Here is a 17,054-nt window from a genome sequence, read left to right as displayed (position 1 = left end):
CATGCCCGAGGAACCGAAGCCGCGCCGGCGCCAGGCCCGCGGCGAGCGCCGCATCGCACAGCTGCTCCAGGCCGCCGCCAACGTCTTCTGCGCCCACGGCTACACGGCGACCAGCACCAACGCGATCGCACGGGAGGCGAGCGTCTCCCCCGGCACGCTCTACCAGTACTTCCCGAACAAGGAGGCCATCGCCCTCGAGCTGGGCGACCGGCTGCTCGCCCAGATGCGGGAGGCCCACGGCCAGGCGTTCACACCCGAGAACCTCGCCCTTCCCCTGCCCGAGCTCCTCGACGCCGTCCTCGACCCGCTCATCGCGTTCAACTGCCAGAACCCGGCCTTCCTCGCCCTGATGCACGGCTCCGAGATTCCCGGGCGGATCGCCGAGGAGCACGACGCCCTGCACGCCTCGCTGCTCGCCCGGGTCGACGATCTGCTCGCCCACTACGTGCCCGGCAGCAAGGCCGCCGAGCGTTCCCGGATCGCCGACATGACCTTCGCGATCGTGAAGGCGGGGCTCGATCTGATCCTGGCCGCGCCGGAGGGGCCCGAGCGGGACGCGGTGATCGCCGAGACGAAGACGGTCCTGCTGCGCTACCTCGACCCGGTCATCGGCCGGGCGCTCACCACGATTCCGAGCCCATGACCGGCTGGGCGGGCGGCGGCGCGGACTCCCGCCCCGCGCGCAGCTTCAGCGCGAGCAGCGGGAAGACAAGCACCGAGACCATCGCCGCGCCGACCAGGGCGGCCGCCTCGCCCGCCGTGAGCGCCTTGTCGTCCACGCCGATGGTGGTGATGGCGACGACCAGCGGCAGCGCCGTGGAGCCGTAGAGGACGAGCCCGGCCCGGTCCCGCCACGGGAGGTCGCCCGGGGCGAGGAACCAGATCGGGCCGCCCCTGACCACCAGGAACAGCACCAGGAAGAGCGGCAGGAGCAGCAGCGTACGGCCACCGGAGAGCAGGGAGTCGAGGTCGAACTCGACGCCGGTGACGACGAAGAAGACGGGGACGAGGAAGCCGAAGCCGACCGCCTCGACCTTCTCCAGGATCTGCGGCCCGGACTCCGGGGCGGCGCCGGTGAGCACCAGACGGGTGATCAGACCGGCGGCGAAAGCGCCGAGCAGCACGTCGAGTCCGAGCGCCGTCGAGGCGCCCAGCATCAGGGCGAGCAGCAGGAAGACGAAGCGGACCGCGAACTGGCCGCTGCTGTGCAGGGTCCTGGCGATGATCTGGGAGAACCAGGGCGGGCGCGGGCGCAGCGCCCAGTAGACGGCGGCCGCCGTGAGGGCGGCGAAGACGGCGAGGAGCGCGGTCGACTCGGCCGCGCCCCGGCCGCTGAGCAGCAGCGCCATGGCGATGATGGGCCCGAACTCCCCGACGGCGCCGAAGGCCATGACCACCGCACCGAAGCGGCCGCCCAGCTCGCCGGCGTCGCGCAGCACCGGCAGGACGGTGCCGAGGGCGGTGCTGGTGAGCGCCACCCCGATGAACACGCCCTTGTCGTAGCCGCCGCCGAGCAGCACGCCGAGGCCGAGGCCCAGCGCGAGGGCGAGGAGCCAGGCCCCGACGGAGCGCTTGAGGGTGTCGCCGCGGACCTTGCCGAACTCGATCTCGTATCCGGCGAGGAAGATCAGCATGGTGAGGCCGAGTTCCGAGAGACCGTCGATCAGCTCGTCGGGTTTCGCCCAGCCGAGGACGTCGGGGCCGATGAGGATGCCGAGCAGGATCTCGAAGACGGCGAGGGGGACGGGGAGCCGGCGGCCCACCCGGTAGGCGAGCAGCGGCGCCAGGACGGCGATCGCCATGATCAGGATCAGCGTGGTCCCCGAGTGCGACATATCGGGTATCTACCATGAGAGCCGGTCGGTCGCCCTGCCGGGCCCGGATCGCACCACCCCTCGCGCCACGCGTCGGACACCCGTGCAATCCATACCCCCTAGGGGTATACTCTGTGCTAGTACGGCGTACGGCCCCGCGCACCTGCGGGACCCCGCACCGCAACACCCTCGAAGAGGAGAACGTCATGACCGCCGAGACGAAGACCGAACTCACCACCGTCTACCAGGTCAAGGGCATGACCTGCGGCCACTGCGAGGGCGCGGTCTCCAGCGAGATCTCCGAGATCGACGGCGTCTCCTCGGTCAAGGCCGTGGCGGCCACCGGCCAGGTCACCGTCGTCTCCGCCGCCCCGCTCGACGAGGAGGCCGTCCGCGCCGCCGTCGACGAGGCCGGTTACGAGCTGGTCGGCCGCGCCTGAGCGGACCGCTCGCCGCAGCACCTCCGCAGGGCCGTACGGTTGCTACGTACGGCCCTGCTCCCGTTGGGAAACGCTGATGACCTCCACGATCACCGAGCTGACGATCGGCGGGATGACCTGCGCCTCCTGCGCGGCCCGCGTCGAGAAGAAGCTCAACCGCATGGACGGGGTGACCGCGACCGTCAACTACGCCACCGAGAAGGCGCGCGTCGAACATCCCGCGGAGGTCACGGTCGGCGACCTGATCGCCACCGTCGTCAGGACCGGCTACACCGCCGAGGAGCCCCCGCCGCCCGCGCCCGAACCGGAACCCGAGCCGGAGCCGCGCCCCGACTCCCCGGCCGTACGGGAGGAGGAGGACCCGGAGCTCGCCTCCCTGCGACAGCGGCTCACCGTCTCCGCCGTCCTCGCCCTGCCCGTCGTCCTCCTCGCGATGGTCCCCGCCCTCCAGTTCGACCACTGGCAGTGGCTGTCGCTCACCCTCGCCGCCCCGGTCGTCGTCTGGGGCGGGCTGCCCTTCCACCGCGCCGCCTGGACCAACCTCCGGCACGGCGCCGCCACCATGGACACCCTGGTCTCCCTCGGCACCCTCGCCGCCTTCGGCTGGTCGCTGTGGGCGCTCTTCCTGGGCGACGCCGGCATGCCCGGCATGCGGCACGACGTCGACCTCACCGTCACCCGCGAGCACGCCGCCGGCACCGTCTATCTGGAGGTCGCCGCCGGAGTCGTCACCTTCATCCTCCTCGGCCGCTATCTGGAGGCCCGCGCCAAACGGAAGGCCGGCGCCGCCCTGCACGCCCTGATGCGGCTGGGCGCCAAGGACGTGACGGTGCTGCGCGACGGCACGGAGGTACGGATCCCGGTGGCCGCCCTCGCGGTCGGCGACCTCTTCGTCGTACGGCCCGGGGAGAAGATCGCCACCGACGGCACCGTCACCGAGGGCGCCTCCGCCGTCGACGCCTCCATGCTCACCGGCGAGTCCGTCCCCGTCGACGTCCTCCCGGGAGACCCCGTCACCGGCGGCTGCGTCAACACCTCCGGCCGCCTGGTCGTCGAGGCCGGCCGCGTCGGCGCCGACACCCAGCTGGCCCGGATGGCCCGGCTCGTCGAGGACGCCCAGAACGGCAAGGCCGAGGTGCAGCGGCTCGCCGACCGGATCTCCGCCGTCTTCGTGCCCGTCGTCCTGCTCATCGCCCTCGGCACCCTGGTCGGCTGGCTCCTGCTGACGAGCGACACGACGGCCGCCTTCACCGCCGCCGTCGCCGTACTGATCATCGCCTGCCCCTGCGCCCTGGGCCTGGCCACCCCGACCGCGCTCATGGTCGGCACCGGCCGCGGCGCCCAGCTCGGCATCCTCATCAAGGGCCCCGAGGTCCTGGAGTCCACCCGCCGCGTCGACACCGTCGTCCTCGACAAGACCGGCACCGTCACCACCGGCCGCATGGAGCTCGTCGGCGTGCACGTGTACGGCGGCGCCTACGGCACCGGGCGCGCCGACGAGAACGAGCTGCTGCGCCTCGCGGGCGCCCTGGAGCACTCCTCCGAGCACCCGGTCGCCCGCGCCGTGGCGGCCGGCGCCGCCGCCCGGGTGGGCGAGCTCCCCGTACCGAAGACCTTCGAGAACGTGCCCGGACTCGGCGTGCGCGGCTCGGTCGACGGCCATCTGGTCGTCGTCGGACGGTCCGCGCTGCTCGCGTCCGAGGGGATCGAGGTGCCCGGGGAGACGGGCCCCGGCGTCGTGCACGTCGCCTGGGACGGCCGGGCCCGCGGCACCCTGACCGTCGCCGACGCGGTCAAGGAGACCAGCGCGGAGGCGGTCGCCCGGCTGCGCGGCCTCGGCCTGCGGCCGGTGCTGCTCACCGGCGACGGCCGGGCCGTCGCCGAGAAGGTGGCGGCGGAGGTCGGCATCGACGAGGTGATCGCCGAGGTGCTGCCGCAGGACAAGGTGGAGGTGATCCGGCGGCTCCGGGCCGAGGGGCGCACGGTGGCGATGGTCGGCGACGGGGTCAACGACGCGGCGGCCCTGGCGACGGCCGACCTGGGTCTCGCGATGGGCACCGGGACGGACGCGGCGATCGAGGCGAGCGATCTGACCCTGGTGCGCGGGGACCTGCGGGTCGCGGCGGACGCCATCCGGCTCGCCCGGCGGACCCTGGCGACGATCAAGGGCAACCTCGGCTGGGCCTTCGGCTACAACCTCGCCGCGCTGCCGCTCGCCGCCGCCGGACTGCTCAACCCGATGATCGCCGGGCTCGCGATGGCCTTTTCGTCCGTGTTCGTGGTGACCAACAGCCTGCGACTGCGGCGCTTCCGCTGAGTGATCAAGCGAATTCACCTACACGTGATGCACAGGACCTTCACAAAGAGACCTAGATCACAGATATTTGGGGGTAACCATCTGGGCTGTTCGCGAGTCTAAGTGGGCGATGCCAAGAACGTCTTGGGGGACGTTCATGGGATGTCTTGGGGGACGTCCCAGGCAAGCGCGGCCGGGGCACGTGCACCGGGGAGCTTTGAGCGGCCCTCCCGTACGTACCCCGGCAGACCGCGCGAGCAGACGCCCGGCCCGGATCCCGTGGGGGGAATCCGCACCGGGGATATGGAAAGCGCCCCGCTCGCCGACCCGTGGGGGGATCGGCGGCGGGGCGCTTTCGCCATCCGGCGGCGGCTGAGGTCAGCGGGCCTCGGCCGGGACGAAGTCGCGCTCGACCACGCCGGTGTAGATCTGGCGCGGGCGACCGATGCGGGAACCCGGCTCCTTGATCATCTCGTGCCACTGGGCGATCCAGCCCGGGAGACGGCCCAGGGCGAACAGCACCGTGAACATCTCGGTCGGGAAGCCCATCGCGCGGTAGATCAGACCCGTGTAGAAGTCCACGTTCGGGTACAGGTTGCGCGAGACGAAGTAGTCGTCGGAGAGCGCGTGCTCCTCGAGCTTCAGCGCGATGTCCAGCAGCTCGTCGGACTTGCCGAGCGCCGACAGGACGTCGTGCGCCGCCGCCTTGATGATCTTGGCGCGCGGGTCGAAGGACTTGTACACCCGGTGGCCGAAGCCCATGAGGCGGACGCCGTCCTCCTTGTTCTTCACCTTGTTGATGAAGGAGTCGACGTCGCCGCCGTTGGCCTGGATGCCCTCGAGCATCTCCAGGACGGACTGGTTGGCGCCGCCGTGCAGCGGGCCCCACAGGGCGGAGATGCCGGCGGAGATCGAGGCGAACATGTTCGCCTGCGAGGAGCCGACCAGTCGCACGGTGGAGGTCGAACAGTTCTGCTCGTGGTCCGCGTGCAGGATCAGCAGCTTGTCGAGCGCGGACACCACGACCGGGTCGAGCTCGTACTCCTGGGCCGGGACCGAGAAGGTCATGCGCAGGAAGTTCTCGACGTACCCGAGGTCGTTGCGCGGGTAGACGAAGGGGTGGCCGATCGACTTCTTGTACGCGTACGCCGCGATCGTCGGCAGCTTGGCCAGCAGCCGGATCGTGGAGAGGTGGCGCTGCTTCTCGTCGAACGGGTTGTGGCTGTCCTGGTAGAAGGTGGACAGCGCGGAGACCACGGAGGACAGCATCGCCATCGGGTGCGCGTCCCGCGGGAAGCCGCGGAAGAAGTTCTTGACGTCCTCGTGCACCAGCGTGTGCTGGGTGATCTCGTTCTGGAACGTGGCGAGCTCGTCCGCCGTCGGGAGCTCGCCGTTGATCAGCAGGTACGCCACCTCGAGGAAGGTGGACTGCTCGGCCAGCTGCTCGATGGGGTAGCCGCGGTACCGCAGGATGCCCTTCTCGCCGTCCAGGTAGGTGATGGCGGATTTATAGGCGGCGGTGTTGCCGTATCCGCTGTCCAGGGTGACCAGACCGGTCTGGGCTCGGAGCTTCCCGATGTCGAAGCCCTTGTCGCCGACGGTGCTCTCGACCACCGGGTAGGTGTATTCACCGTCCGCGTACCGCAGTACTACAGAGTTGTCGCTCACGTCATCCCTCACCGACGTAGTGCCTCTTCTTCGAGGTGCCCTGACTGTCTCTACCATCCCCCATTTGGCTCAGGAGAGTGCACTCGGGGTCGACCATTGGGCCAATCGGCGGCACTCAGTGCCGCCAACCTGCTCATCCTGCCCCCTTCGCCCCGGTTCCGGAAGTCCCCCGTGATCTTTCACACGACAGTGCCCTCTGTGAGCCGGTGGGCGAGTGCGGTAAAGCGGCGCCCGGCCGAAACCGTACGGACGGCCTGGGCGATCGCCCGGCGGGAGCCCACCAGGACGACCAGCTTCCGGGCGCGGGTGACGGCCGTGTAGAGCAGGTTCCGCTGGAGCATCATCCAGGCGCTCGTGGTGACGGGGATCACCACCGCCGGATACTCGCTGCCCTGCGAGCGGTGGATGGTCACGGCGTACGCGTGGGCCAGCTCGTCCAGCTCGTCGAAGTCGTACGGCACCTCCTCGTCCTCGTCGGTGCGCACGACGAGCCGCTGCTCGACGAGGTCGAGGGAGGTCACCACGCCCACCGTGCCGTTGAAGACGCCGTTGGCGCCCTTCTCGTAGTTGTTGCGGATCTGGGTGACCTTGTCGCCGACGCGGAAGACCCGGCCGCCGAAGCGCTTCTCCGGCAGGTCGGGGCGGGCCGGGGTGATCGCCTGCTGGAGCAGCCCGTTGAGCGCGCCGGCTCCGGCGGGGCCCCGGTGCATGGGGGCGAGGACCTGGACGTCCCGGCGCGGGTCGAGGCCGAACCTGGCGGGAATCCGCCGCGCCGCGACCTCGACGGCCACCCGGGCGGCGTCCTCGGTCTCCTCCTCGGCGAAGAGGAAGAAGTCCGGGAGACCGGTCGTGAGGGGCGGGTCGCCGGCGTTGATCCGGTGCGCGTTGGTGACCACCCCGGACTGCTGGGCCTGCCGGAAGATCCGGGTCAGCCGGACCGCCGGGACCGGGCCGTCGGGGGCGAGCAGATCGCCCAGGACCTCGCCGGCGCCGACCGAGGGCAGCTGGTCCACGTCCCCGACCAGGAGCAGATGGGCGCCCGGTGCCACGGCCTTGACCAGCTTGTTGGCGAGCAGCAGGTCCAGCATGGAGGCCTCGTCGACCACGACCAGGTCGGCGTCGAGCGGCCGGTCCCGGTCGTAGGCGGCGTCGCCGCCGGGCTTCAGCTCCAGAAGCCGGTGGACGGTGGAGGCCTCGGCCCCGGTCAGCTCGGCGAGCCGCTTGGCGGCCCGGCCGGTCGGCGCCGCGAGCACCACCTTGGCCCGCTTGGCACGGGCCAGCTCGACGATCGACCGGACGGTGAAGGACTTGCCGCAGCCGGGGCCGCCGGTGAGCACGGCGACCTTGCGGGTCAGGGCGAGGCGCACGGCCTCCTCCTGCTCCGGCGCCAGCGAGGCACCCGTCCGCTCCGCGAGCCAGGCCAGCGCCTTGTCCCAGGCCACGTCCCGGAAGGCGGGCATCCGGTCCTCCTCGGCGCGCAGCAGGCGCCGGATCTGTCCGGCGAGGGACAGCTCGGCCCGGTGGAACGGCACCAGGTAGACGGCCGTGACCGGCAGTCCTTCCGGTCCCGGCACCTTCTCCCGTACGACACCCTCGGGGTCCTCGGCGAGCTCCCCCAGGCAGTCGATGACGAGCCCCGTGTCGACCTGGAGCAGCTTCACCGCGTCGGCGATCAGCCGCTCCTCGGGCAGGAAGCAGTGGCCCTGGTCGGTGGACTGCGACAGCGCGTACTGCAGGCCGGCCCTGACCCGGTCGGGGCTGTCGTGGGGGATGCCGACGGCCTGGGCGATGCGGTCGGCGGTGAGGAAGCCGATGCCCCAGACGTCGGCGGCGAGGCGGTAGGGCTGGTTGCGCACGACGGAGATCGACGAGTCGCCGTACTTCTTGTAGATCCGCACGGCGATGGAGGTGGAGACACCCACCCCCTGGAGGAAGACCATCACCTCCTTGATCGCCTTCTGCTCCTCCCAGGCCGCGCCGATCAGCCTGGTCCGCTTGGGGCCGAGGCCCGGCACCTCGATGAGCCGCTTCGGCTCGGTCTCGATGACGTCGAGGGTGTCCGTCCCGAAGTGGTCGACGATCCGCTCGGCGATGCGCGGGCCGATGCCCTTGATGAGGCCGGAGCCGAGATAGCGGCGGATGCCCTGGACGGTGGCGGGCAGGACGGTCGTGTAGTTCTCCACTGTGAACTGCCGCCCGTACTGCGGGTGGGAGCCCCAGCGGCCCTCCATCCGCAGGGACTCCCCGGGCTGGGCGCCGAGCAGCGACCCGACGACCGTGAGGAGGTCACCGGAGCCACGGCCGGTGTCGACGCGGGCGACCGTGTACCCGTTCTCCTCATTGGCGTAGGTGATCCGCTCCAGGACCCCTTCGAGCACGGCGAGATTGGACATGATCCGACGGTAGCGAAGGCCTCGGACACCGCGCCGCCCCTGTGGACGACGCCCTGTGGACAACTCGGGGCGGCGCGGTCAGCCGCCGGGGTCCCACTCGTCCTGCAACCCGGGACCGTGGTGCTCCACCGGCCGGTCCGTCCCGAACTTCACCCACACCAGGAACGCGCCCGCCCCGAGACCGAGCATCCCGACCGGGACCAGCACCGCGATCAGCCACTCCGGCACAGCGCATCACCCCCCTGGAGGGGGACGGCCGTACGGGTCCGTGCGGTTCCTCCGTCGCCCGCGCTCGGCATGCCGTCGAAAGCGGCGGGTCGTAGCGTTTCCGGCATGAGTGAACCCTCCCTTCAGGACGAGGTGCTGGACGAGCTCGGCGAAGAGCGGCTCCTGGAGATCGCCGACCTGCTCGGCACCGACGCCGACGGGGCGCAGCGGATCGTGGGCAGCTCGGTCGCGGAGCTCTCCGGCGAGCTGCGCTCGGCCGCCGCGGAACCGGTCAGCGCCGACGAGGTCCGCGCCGCCGTCGCCGAGGTCTCCGCGCCCGAGCCCCCGCTCCACGGCGTCGCCGCACTCGGCGGCCTGGTCGGCGGCGGTCTGATGGCCGGCGTCCTGGCCAGGCTGGCCAGGCCCGCGGCCGACGCGGTCGCCAGGAGGACCGGCCTCCCGGCCCCGGCCGTCACCCGCGCGATCGAGGTCCTGGTCCCGGTGGTCCTGGCCGTGATCAGCAGGCGGGCCGCGGGCAGGAAGGGCGGCGGACTCGGGGACATCCTCAGCGGCGGAAAGCGCTAGGCACGTCTCCGACTCCTCGCACTCCTCGCACTCCTCGCACTCCTCGCACTCCTCGTACCCTCGGACTCTTCGCGCTCCCCCGCCCCCTCGCGTCCGGCGCGTCGTTCTTCGTTGCAGTCGGGAAGATCAGCGTGGCAGCATGCAGCGGTGATCGACAACGGGGAAGAGATACCGGGACCTCGCCAGGTCTCCAGGCTGGCCGAACTGGCCGACGCGGCCACCGCGTTCCGGCCCGCGCCCGGCACCACGCCCGGCGCACGGGCCGACGCGGACGCACACACCGGCGCCTCCACCGGCGCCACGAGCAACACCACTGACGCCACGCGAAGCGCCACCGACGCCACGCGCCACACCACCGCCCCCACGACCAGCGCCGACACCGGCGCCGGGGACACGGTCGGCGGCACGCAGGACGGGGCAGGCGAACCTGCGCCCGTCGGCGAGCGGTTCGCCGAACTGCTCGCGCTGTTCCGGAGCACCGCCGTACTCGTCCCCTTCGACCCGTACGGCAGCCTGTGGACCGCCGAGCAGAACGGCGTGCGGTGGATCTGCGCCTTCTCCGACGAGGCGGCCCTCGCGCGTTTCGCGTACGCACAGCAGGACGCCGACCGCGCCTGGGACTACCGCACCGTCCTCGGCTCCCGGCTGCTCGACGAGATGGTGCCGATGCTGCCCGGTCCGGCCGGGGTGGCGCTCGACGCGGGCAGTCCGGACGGCGTGCTGTTCCCGCCGGTCCGGGGGATCGTGCCGGACGCGGTGGCGGTCGATCTCGGGAACGACGGATTCATGACACACGGGGGGACACGATGAGCGGGAGCGATCCGCTGCTGGAGGCACCGACCTGGGCGCTGGTGGAGATCGCCCGGGGCATCGACCTGGCGCACTCCGAGCTGAAGGACCTCGGGATGATCGGCGAGGCCTCGGTCGGCCGCGGCTTCTCCGATCTCGCCCTGAGCGGCCTCGAACTGGGCCACGGCGGCCTGACCTCCGAGTTCGAGACGTTCTGCAACCGGTGGGAGTGGGGCGTGCGCGCGCTCACCCTGCGCGGCAACGGCTTCGCCCAGGGAGTCGGCCTGTCGGTGGGTTCGTTCGCCGAGCAGGAGCAGTACGTCAAGGACTCGTTCAAGATCGGCGTGAACGCGCTCAACGGGAACCCGCACCTGTCCGAGGACGAGGTCAAGAAGATGAGCTGGGAGCAGATCCGCGACCAGCACATGTGGGACGACGCGGACTGGAGCGGCGAATCGTTCTCCCAGGCCCATGGAGAGGTCAAGCAGACCTGGAAGAACACCGGTTACGACGTCATGGACGCCCAGCTCGACTCGATGGAGCGGGCCGGTCACCTCGACCCGGCCGTCCGTGACCGGCTCGACGAGCGGCTGAAGCGCGACCTCGAACCCGACCAGGCCACCGTCGACCAGGCGGAGCAGCCGCGTTGGGGGGAGAGGCGCTGATGGGCATCCCTGGACTCGGCGGTCTCGTCGACAAGGGCGTGGACCTCGTCGACAAGGGCATCGACAAGGGCAAGGAGATCGTCGGCGAGGGCGTCGACTACGTCACCGACAAGGCCGGGCAGGGGCTGCGGCACTACGGCTACGACGGGGTGGCCGAGGCCGTCGAGGACTGGGGCGACGAGACCGCGTCCTCGCTGGGCGCGGAGGTCGGCGAGAAGCAGCTCGGGCAGACCGAGGAGGCCGACGAGCTGATCCACGGCAAACCCGACCGGATCACCTCGGCGGTCAAGAACCTGCGGGACTTCAAGAAGGCCTTCGACCTCGTCGGCTCCGGCATGAAGCAGCTCGACGCGAGCCACTGGCACGGGGCCGCAGCCGACGCGTTCCGCAAACGGTTCGAGACGCTGCCGCTGGACTGGCTGCGCGCCGCCGACGCGTTCGGGGACGCGGCGCAGGCGCTGGAGACCTACGGCAGGACCGTCACCAGCGCCCAGGGCAAGGCCCGTGAGGCGATCGCCCTCTACAAGGAGGCGAAGCAGGACTACGAGCGGGCGGCCGACGCGTACGAGAAGAAGGCGAAGGCCTACGACGACGCCCGCACGAGCGACCATCCCCTCCCGCACCCGGGTGAGTTCAGCGATCCGAGCACGGAGAAGCGCCGCCGCGCGCACGAGGTGCTGAACGACGCCCGCAAGGCGCGCAACGAGGCCGGCGAGGCAGCGAAGACGGCGGTCAGGGCGGCGATGGCGCACGCGCCGAAGGAGCCGACGGGCCGGGACAAGCTCATGTACGAGGTGATGGACCACGGCATGGCCCAGGGCTTCGAGCTGGCCCACTTCGGCGGCGGCATCATCAAGGGCACGGCCGGGCTGGTCAACTTCGTCCGTGCCGTCAACCCGCTCGACCCGTACAACGTGACCCACCCCGCCGAGTGGTACAAGGGCGTCAACATGACGCTCGCCGGTCTCGCGTCCACCGTCGCCAATCCCGACCGCGCGCTGAAGAACGCCTGGGACGCGGCCAAGGGGGACCCGGCGGAGTTCCTCGGGCGGCTCGTCCCCGAACTGATCGGCACCAAGGGCACGGGCCTGGTCCGCGGGGGTCTGCGCGCGGGCCTCAAGGGCGGGGTCGACGCCCCGGGGGGCGGCCGGCGGCTCGGCGAGGGTCTCGACGGTCTGGCGAGCCGCGGCTCGGGGGGCGAGGTCCCCTCGGTCGAGGAGGTGAAGAAGGCCATCATCGAGAACAAGCCGGAACCCATCAAGGACCGCAAGTGGTCCGACGACGACGGGCGCTACTACGCGAGCCAGGTCCTCAAGGGCGGCCGGACGGACGGGGAGACGGTGCTCGCCGGCCACGGCTACATGGAGCGTCACGCGGGCGAGATGGTCGTTCCCGAGGGCACCACCATCTCGTTCTACGTCCCCCACGCCGAACGGCTGCACGGTCTCAGCGGAGTCGCCGTCGAGGGCGGCTACTACCCCGGCGGAGCCGTCCAGACCTTCGGGCCGGGCGACCGCATCCCCGACTACACCCTCGCGCCGCCGGAGCCGAAGGGCGGCGGAGGGTTCACCGTGTACGAGAATTCGACCACGGTCCCGAAGCGTACGAACCTGAGCGAACTGCTCAAGGAGAACATGGGCAACGTCCACTGGGCGGCCTGCCGGGAGCTGGAATGAGCGGGACGAGCGGGACGAGCGGGATGAAAGCCGCAGGCGGTGCGGGGACAGGGACAGGGACGGGAAGGCACGACACGGTGAGCACGGACCGGCAGCAGCCGCAGCACGGAGCGAGGTGGACGCTGACCTCGGTCGCCCTCGTGGTCAGGGGCCCCGCACTCGACCCGGACGCGCTGACGGCGAGGGTCGCCCTCCGGCCGACGGCGACCCGGCCGCCCGGCCCGAGCCGCTGGGGGCCGCCGGACGACATCGACGGCGAGTGGCGGCTGCAGTGCGACGAGCGCACCACCCGGGACTTCGCCGCGCAGCTCGACACGGTGCTGACGGCGGCCGAGCCGTACGCGGAGCAGTGGCGGGCCCTGAGGGCCGAAGGCGTCTCCGTCGCGCTCGTGGTCAGGGGGTACGTGGACAACGACTCGCAGCTCGCCCTGACCGCCGAGGAGGTGCGCCGGGTGGCGCGCCTCGGCCTGCCCCTGACCCTGACCCCCAGCACGAGCGAACGGTGACCGCCATGTGGACCTCGATCACCACCTCCCTCGCCGTCACGGGCGGCGACCTGGACGCCTCGGCCGTCGAGGACGTCCTCGGCTTCGCCCGGCCGGCGGCGGAGCGGCCCGGCCTGTCGGTCCATCACGGGGCGGGCTGGTGGGCCCTCACCGTCGACGAGGAACTGTCCGCCGAGCTGGACGAGCAGGTCGCGGCGCTGGCCGCGCTCGTCGGGGAGCATCTCGACGGGATCGCCGCGCTGACCGGCGCCGGCCGGCTCGTCCAGGTGGCCGTCTCCGGGACCGTGGACCGCGGCGGGCCGCTGACGCTGTCGCCCGAGGCGGCCGAACTCCTCGCCGCGCTCGGCCTGCCGGTCTCCTTCACGACCCTGCTGCCGGACAACACGCCGACGGAGGACCCACTGGACTGGCTCGGCTGAGCCCCGACGCCGCGGGGCGGCCGGGCGGCTCGGACGAGCCGGGCGGGCTCGCGGGCCTCACGCCCGTGGAGGGCACACCCGCCGTGGGCCCTCACGCGCCGGGCCCGGCCCTGGCGTGCCTACGCGCCTGCCCCGGCCTCGCGCGCCTCGACGCCCGGCCCCGCCGCCAGGCCCCTGGCCCGGCCGCGCCGCCCGGCCTCACGCGCCGAACCCGGCCTGGCGGGCCTCCCGCGCCATGCACGCCTCCCGCCGGGCCGCCGGCACGGAGGGCCGCACCCCCTCCGTGCCGGGCCGGGCGCACACTCCCGGCCCCTGTCCCCCGGCCGTACGCGACGCTCCACGCGCCGTTCGGCCGGGGGAGGTCACACCGCCAGGAACGCCTCCAAGGTCTCCTCCAGGACCTCGGCGCCGTCCCTGGCCCACAGCTCGTCGTTGAAGAGCTCGACCTCCACCGGGCCGGTGTAACCGGCCTTCTCGACGAGGGCGGACCACGCCGTGAGGTCGATCGCGCCCGTGCCCAGCTGGCCCCGGCCGTTGAGGACGCCGGCCGGGAGCGGGGTGGTCCAGTCGGCGAGCTGGAAGGAGTGGATGCGTCCGGCCGCGCCCGCGCGGGCGACCGCGTCGGGAGCGCGCTCGTCCCACCACAGGTGGTAGGTGTCGACGACCACGCCCACCTGTTCGGCCGGGAAGCGTTCGGCGATCTCCAGGGCCTGGTCCAGGGTGGAGACCGCGCAGCGGTCCGAGGCGTACATGGGGTGGAGGGGCTCGATCGCGAGCCGTACGCCCCGCTCCCCCGCGTACGGGGCGAGGGTGCCGATCGCGTCGGCGATCCGGGCGCGGGCGGCGGGCAGGTCGCGGCTGCCCTGGGGCAGGCCGCCGGAGACCAGGACCAGGGTGTCGGTGCCGAGGGCCGCCGCCTCGTCGATCGCGGCCCGGTTCTCCTCCTCCCAGCCCTCGCGCGTGAAGAAGCCGCCCCGGCACAGGGTGGTGACGGTGAGCTCGGCGTCCCGTACGAGGGCGGCGGCGGCCTCGATCCCGTAGGCCTGGACCGGTTCGCGCCACAGCCCGATGCCCTGGACGCCGAGGCGGACGCAGTGGGCGACGAGTTCGGGCAGCGGCAGCTGCTTCACCGTCATCTGGTTGATGCTGAAGCGGTCGGGGTTCACCGAGGGACTCCGTACACCGTGAGGAGGGACCGCATCCGGGACTCGGCGAGGGCGGGGTCGGCGAACAGGCCGAGCCCGTCGGCGAGTTCGTACGCACGGGCGAGGTGCGGGAGCGAGCGGGCGGACTGGAGGCCGCCGACCATCGTGAAGTGGTCCTGGTGGCCGGCCAGCCAGGCGAGGAACACCACGCCGGTCTTGTAGAAGCGGGTCGGGGCCTGGAAGAGGTGGCGGGAGAGCTCGACGGTCGGATCGAGGAGCGCCCGGAAGCCGTCCCGGTCGCCGGTGTCGAGGACCCGGACCGCCTCGGCGGCCAGTGGGCCCAGCGGGTCGAAGATGCCCAGCAGCGCGTGGCTGAAGCGCCCGCCCGCCGAAGGCTCCTCGCCCGCGATCAGCTCGGGGTAGTGGAAGTCGTCGCCGGTGTAGCAGCGCACGCCGTCGGGGAGGCGCCGCCGGAGGTCGACCTCGCGCCGGGCGTCGAGGAGCGACACCTTGATGCCGTCGACCTTGTCGGGATGGGCCGCGATCACGTCGAGGAAGGTCTCCGTCGCCGTGTCGAGGTCGCCCGATCCCCAGTAGCCCTCGAGCGCCGGGTCGAACATCGGGCCGAGCCAGTGCAGGATGACCGGCTCGCTCGCCTGCCGGAGGAGGTGGCCGTAGATCTCGGCGTAGTCCTCGGGGCCCCTCGCCGCGGCGGCCAGCGCGCGGGAGGCCATCAGGATGGCCTGGGAGCCGGTCTCCTCGACGAGGGCGAGCTGCTCCTCGTACGCCTTGCGGACATCGGCCAGGCCGGCGGGGCCGGCGGTGAGCTGGTCGGTGCCGACGCCGCACGCGATCGCGCCGCCGACCGCCTTCGCCTCGGCGGCGGAGCGGCGGATCAGCTCGGCCGCCCCGGCCCAGTCGAGGCCCATGCCGCGCTGGGCGGTGTCCATCGCCTCGGCGACGCCGAGGCCGTGGGACCACAGGTGGCGGCGGAAGGCGAGGGTGGCGTCCCAGTCCACGGCGGCCGGGGAGTCGGGAGTGGTGTCGGCGTACGGGTCGGCGACGACGTGCGCGGCGGAGAAGACGGTACGGGAGGTGAGCGGGCCGCCCGCGGAGAGGGCCCGGGGCTCGCCGCGCGGCGCGTACTCCCGTACGCCGCCGCCCGCCCGGGGCAGCCGGATCACAGGGTCACCTCCGGGACCTCCAGGCGGCGGCCCTCGGCGGCCGAGCGCAGGCCCAGTTCGGCCAGCTGCACACCGCGCGCGCCCGCGAGCAGGTCCCAGTGGTACGGCTCGCCGAGGGCGACATGGCGCAGGAAGAGCTCCCACTGGGCCTTGAAGCCGTTGTCGAACTCGGCGTTGTCGGGGACCTGCTGCCACTGGTCGCGGAAGGACTCCCCGGCGTTCAGCGGGAGGTCGGGGTTCCAGACCGGCTTGGGGGTGGCCGAGCGGTGCTGGACGCGGCAGCCGCGCAGGCCGGCGACGGCGGAGCCGTGGGTGCCGTCGACCTGGAACTCGACGAGCTCGTCGCGGTGGACGCGGACCGCCCAGGAGGAGTTGATCTGGGCGATCGCGCCGCCTTCCAGCTGGAAGATGCCGTACGCGGCGTCGTCGGCGGTCGCCTCGTAGGGCTTGCCCTGCTCGTCCCAGCGGCGCGGGACGTGGGTGGCGACGTGCGCGGTGACGGAGGTGACCCGGCCGAAGAGCTCGTGGAGCACGTACTCCCAGTGCGGGAACATGTCGACGACGATGCCGCCGCCGTCCTCGGCGCGGTAGTTCCAGCTGGGCCGCTGGGCCTCCTGCCAGTCGCCCTCGAAGACCCAGTAGCCGAACTCGCCGCGCACGGACAGGATCTCGCCGAAGAAGCCGCCGTCGATCAGCCGCTTCAGCTTGCGCAGGCCGGGGAGGAAGAGCTTGTCCTGGACGACGCCGTGGCGGATGCCGGCGTCGCGGGCGAGGCGGGCGAGGTGGAGGGCGCCGTCGAGGTCGGCGGCGGTGGGCTTCTCGGTGTAGACGTGCTTGCCCGCCGCGATGGCCTTGGTGAGGGCCTCGACGCGGGCGGAGGTGACCTGGGCGTCGAAGTAGACGTCGACGGAGTCGTCGGCGAGGACGGCGTCGAGGTCGGTGGACCACTCGGTCAGTCCGTGCCGCTCGGCGAGGGCGCGCAGGGCGGGCTCGCGGCGGCCGACGAGGACCGGCTCGGGCCAGAGGGTCTCGCCGTTCCCGAGGTCGAGTCCGCCCTGCTCGCGCAGGGCGAGGATCGAGCGGACGAGGTGCTGGCGGTAGCCCATGCGTCCGGTGACGCCGTTCATGGCGATGCGGACCGTTCTGCGTGTCACGAAGGTGTTTCCTCTCCCCGGCGAGCCGTGCTCCGCGCTGACGAGGCACGAGCGAAAGCAGGATCGAAAGCACGATGGAAAGCGCTTTCTATCGTGGATGACGCTAGCCTGCC

The 17,054-nt window shown here is 72.2% G+C and carries 16 protein-coding genes; 9 read left to right on the top strand and 7 right to left on the bottom strand.

The window, feature by feature from the left end:
- Nucleotide 1 precedes the first annotated feature (1 nt).
- Nucleotides 2–643, top strand: coding sequence for a TetR/AcrR family transcriptional regulator (locus ACFY7C_RS10175; protein WP_389646755.1), 642 nt, complete (start codon nucleotides 2–4; stop codon nucleotides 641–643).
- On the opposite strand, the gene ACFY7C_RS10170 is transcribed toward ACFY7C_RS10175, so the two are convergent.
- Nucleotides 621–1,835, bottom strand: a complete 1,215-nt coding sequence (locus tag ACFY7C_RS10170) for a cation:proton antiporter (protein ID WP_389646752.1) — start codon at nucleotides 1,833–1,835, stop codon at nucleotides 621–623. The two genes, ACFY7C_RS10175 and ACFY7C_RS10170, sit on opposite strands and share 23 nt — an antisense overlap.
- Nucleotides 1,836–2,020: 185 nt before the next feature.
- Here ACFY7C_RS10170 and ACFY7C_RS10165 point away from each other — a divergent pair, with 185 nt between their 5' ends.
- Nucleotides 2,021–2,254, top strand: a complete 234-nt coding sequence (locus tag ACFY7C_RS10165; RefSeq protein WP_389646749.1) for a heavy-metal-associated domain-containing protein — start codon at nucleotides 2,021–2,023, stop codon at nucleotides 2,252–2,254.
- A 76-nt stretch (nucleotides 2,255–2,330) separates the two neighbouring features.
- Nucleotides 2,331–4,571, top strand: a complete 2,241-nt coding sequence (locus tag ACFY7C_RS10160; protein WP_389646746.1) for a heavy metal translocating P-type ATPase — start codon at nucleotides 2,331–2,333, stop codon at nucleotides 4,569–4,571.
- 357 nt (nucleotides 4,572–4,928) lie between these two features.
- On the opposite strand, the gene ACFY7C_RS10155 is transcribed toward ACFY7C_RS10160, so the two are convergent.
- The 3 genes from ACFY7C_RS10155 to ACFY7C_RS10145 all read right to left on the bottom strand — a co-directional run bounded on the left by ACFY7C_RS10155 (nucleotide 4,929) and on the right by ACFY7C_RS10145 (nucleotide 8,839).
- Complete coding sequence (locus ACFY7C_RS10155) at nucleotides 4,929–6,218, bottom strand: citrate synthase (RefSeq protein ID WP_389646743.1); 1,290 nt, start codon at nucleotides 6,216–6,218, stop codon at nucleotides 4,929–4,931.
- A gap of 179 nt (nucleotides 6,219–6,397) precedes the next feature.
- Nucleotides 6,398–8,611 carry an ATP-dependent RecD-like DNA helicase gene (locus ACFY7C_RS10150; protein WP_389646741.1) on the bottom strand — a complete coding sequence of 738 codons (2,214 nt, stop codon included), beginning with the start codon at nucleotides 8,609–8,611 and terminating at the stop codon, nucleotides 6,398–6,400.
- Nucleotides 8,612–8,689: 78 nt separating this feature from the next.
- Nucleotides 8,690–8,839, bottom strand: a complete 150-nt coding sequence (locus tag ACFY7C_RS10145; RefSeq protein WP_389646738.1) for a hypothetical protein — start codon at nucleotides 8,837–8,839, stop codon at nucleotides 8,690–8,692.
- A 105-nt stretch (nucleotides 8,840–8,944) separates the two neighbouring features.
- On the opposite strand from ACFY7C_RS10145, the gene ACFY7C_RS10140 reads away from it, so the two are divergent.
- From ACFY7C_RS10140 to ACFY7C_RS10115, 6 genes are all read left to right on the top strand, one after another.
- The gene (locus ACFY7C_RS10140; protein WP_389646735.1) at nucleotides 8,945–9,403 is read left to right on the top strand and encodes a DUF937 domain-containing protein; all 459 of its coding nucleotides are present in this window, start codon (nucleotides 8,945–8,947) and stop codon (nucleotides 9,401–9,403) included.
- A gap of 147 nt (nucleotides 9,404–9,550) precedes the next feature.
- Nucleotides 9,551–10,213, top strand: a complete 663-nt coding sequence (locus tag ACFY7C_RS10135; protein WP_389646732.1) for an SseB family protein — start codon at nucleotides 9,551–9,553, stop codon at nucleotides 10,211–10,213.
- Complete coding sequence (locus tag ACFY7C_RS10130) at nucleotides 10,210–10,857, top strand: hypothetical protein (RefSeq protein WP_389646729.1); 648 nt, start codon at nucleotides 10,210–10,212, stop codon at nucleotides 10,855–10,857. Before ACFY7C_RS10135 ends, ACFY7C_RS10130 begins: the two co-directional genes overlap by 4 nt.
- Nucleotides 10,857–12,533 (top strand): WXG100 family type VII secretion target, encoded by a 1,677-nt coding sequence (locus ACFY7C_RS10125; protein WP_389646726.1) that lies wholly within the window; start codon nucleotides 10,857–10,859, stop codon nucleotides 12,531–12,533. The genes ACFY7C_RS10130 and ACFY7C_RS10125 overlap by 1 nt, the downstream gene beginning before the upstream one ends.
- A gap of 77 nt (nucleotides 12,534–12,610) precedes the next feature.
- The gene (locus ACFY7C_RS10120) at nucleotides 12,611–13,039 is read left to right on the top strand and encodes a DUF4279 domain-containing protein (RefSeq protein ID WP_389646723.1); all 429 of its coding nucleotides are present in this window, start codon (nucleotides 12,611–12,613) and stop codon (nucleotides 13,037–13,039) included.
- Nucleotides 13,036–13,458: a hypothetical protein gene (locus ACFY7C_RS10115; RefSeq protein ID WP_389646720.1), complete on the top strand. Its 423-nt coding sequence runs from the start codon at nucleotides 13,036–13,038 to the stop codon at nucleotides 13,456–13,458. Before ACFY7C_RS10120 ends, ACFY7C_RS10115 begins: the two co-directional genes overlap by 4 nt.
- 362 nt (nucleotides 13,459–13,820) lie before the next feature.
- On the opposite strand, the gene ACFY7C_RS10110 is transcribed toward ACFY7C_RS10115, so the two are convergent.
- Genes ACFY7C_RS10110 through ACFY7C_RS10100 form a run of 3 tightly spaced genes read right to left on the bottom strand, consistent with a single transcriptional unit; the run spans nucleotide 13,821 to nucleotide 16,941 of the window.
- Nucleotides 13,821–14,624: a sugar phosphate isomerase/epimerase family protein gene (locus tag ACFY7C_RS10110; protein ID WP_389646717.1), complete on the bottom strand. Its 804-nt coding sequence runs from the start codon at nucleotides 14,622–14,624 to the stop codon at nucleotides 13,821–13,823.
- Entirely contained in the window at nucleotides 14,621–15,787 is a 1,167-nt protein-coding gene (locus ACFY7C_RS10105; RefSeq protein ID WP_389646714.1) for a dihydrodipicolinate synthase family protein, read from the bottom strand. Before ACFY7C_RS10105 ends, ACFY7C_RS10110 begins: the two co-directional genes overlap by 4 nt.
- Complete coding sequence (locus tag ACFY7C_RS10100) at nucleotides 15,784–16,941, bottom strand: Gfo/Idh/MocA family protein (RefSeq protein ID WP_389646711.1); 1,158 nt, start codon at nucleotides 16,939–16,941, stop codon at nucleotides 15,784–15,786. Before ACFY7C_RS10100 ends, ACFY7C_RS10105 begins: the two co-directional genes overlap by 4 nt.
- Nucleotides 16,942–17,054 lie beyond the last annotated feature (113 nt).

Origin of the sequence: Streptomyces sp. NPDC012769 (assembly GCF_042901205.1) — a bacterium.
Classification (GTDB): domain Bacteria; phylum Actinomycetota; class Actinomycetes; order Streptomycetales; family Streptomycetaceae; genus Streptomyces.
This window is presented reverse-complemented; position numbering and strand designations above follow the sequence as displayed.

What these genes read in the sequence shown, in the direction of transcription:
- ACFY7C_RS10130 (WP_389646729.1), top strand. Translation starts at nt 10,210, where the DNA reads ATGAGCGGGAGCGATCCGCTGCTGGAGGCACCGACCTGGGCGCTGGTG.
- ACFY7C_RS10170 (WP_389646752.1), bottom strand. Translation starts at nt 1,835, where the DNA reads ATGTCGCACTCGGGGACCACGCTGATCCTGATCATGGCGATCGCCGTC.
- ACFY7C_RS10175 (WP_389646755.1), top strand. Translation starts at nt 2, where the DNA reads ATGCCCGAGGAACCGAAGCCGCGCCGGCGCCAGGCCCGCGGCGAGCGC.
- ACFY7C_RS10160 (WP_389646746.1), top strand. Translation starts at nt 2,331, where the DNA reads ATGACCTCCACGATCACCGAGCTGACGATCGGCGGGATGACCTGCGCC.
- ACFY7C_RS10150 (WP_389646741.1), bottom strand. Translation starts at nt 8,611, where the DNA reads ATGTCCAATCTCGCCGTGCTCGAAGGGGTCCTGGAGCGGATCACCTAC.
- ACFY7C_RS10165 (WP_389646749.1), top strand. Translation starts at nt 2,021, where the DNA reads ATGACCGCCGAGACGAAGACCGAACTCACCACCGTCTACCAGGTCAAG.
- ACFY7C_RS10140 (WP_389646735.1), top strand. Translation starts at nt 8,945, where the DNA reads ATGAGTGAACCCTCCCTTCAGGACGAGGTGCTGGACGAGCTCGGCGAA.
- ACFY7C_RS10125 (WP_389646726.1), top strand. Translation starts at nt 10,857, where the DNA reads ATGGGCATCCCTGGACTCGGCGGTCTCGTCGACAAGGGCGTGGACCTC.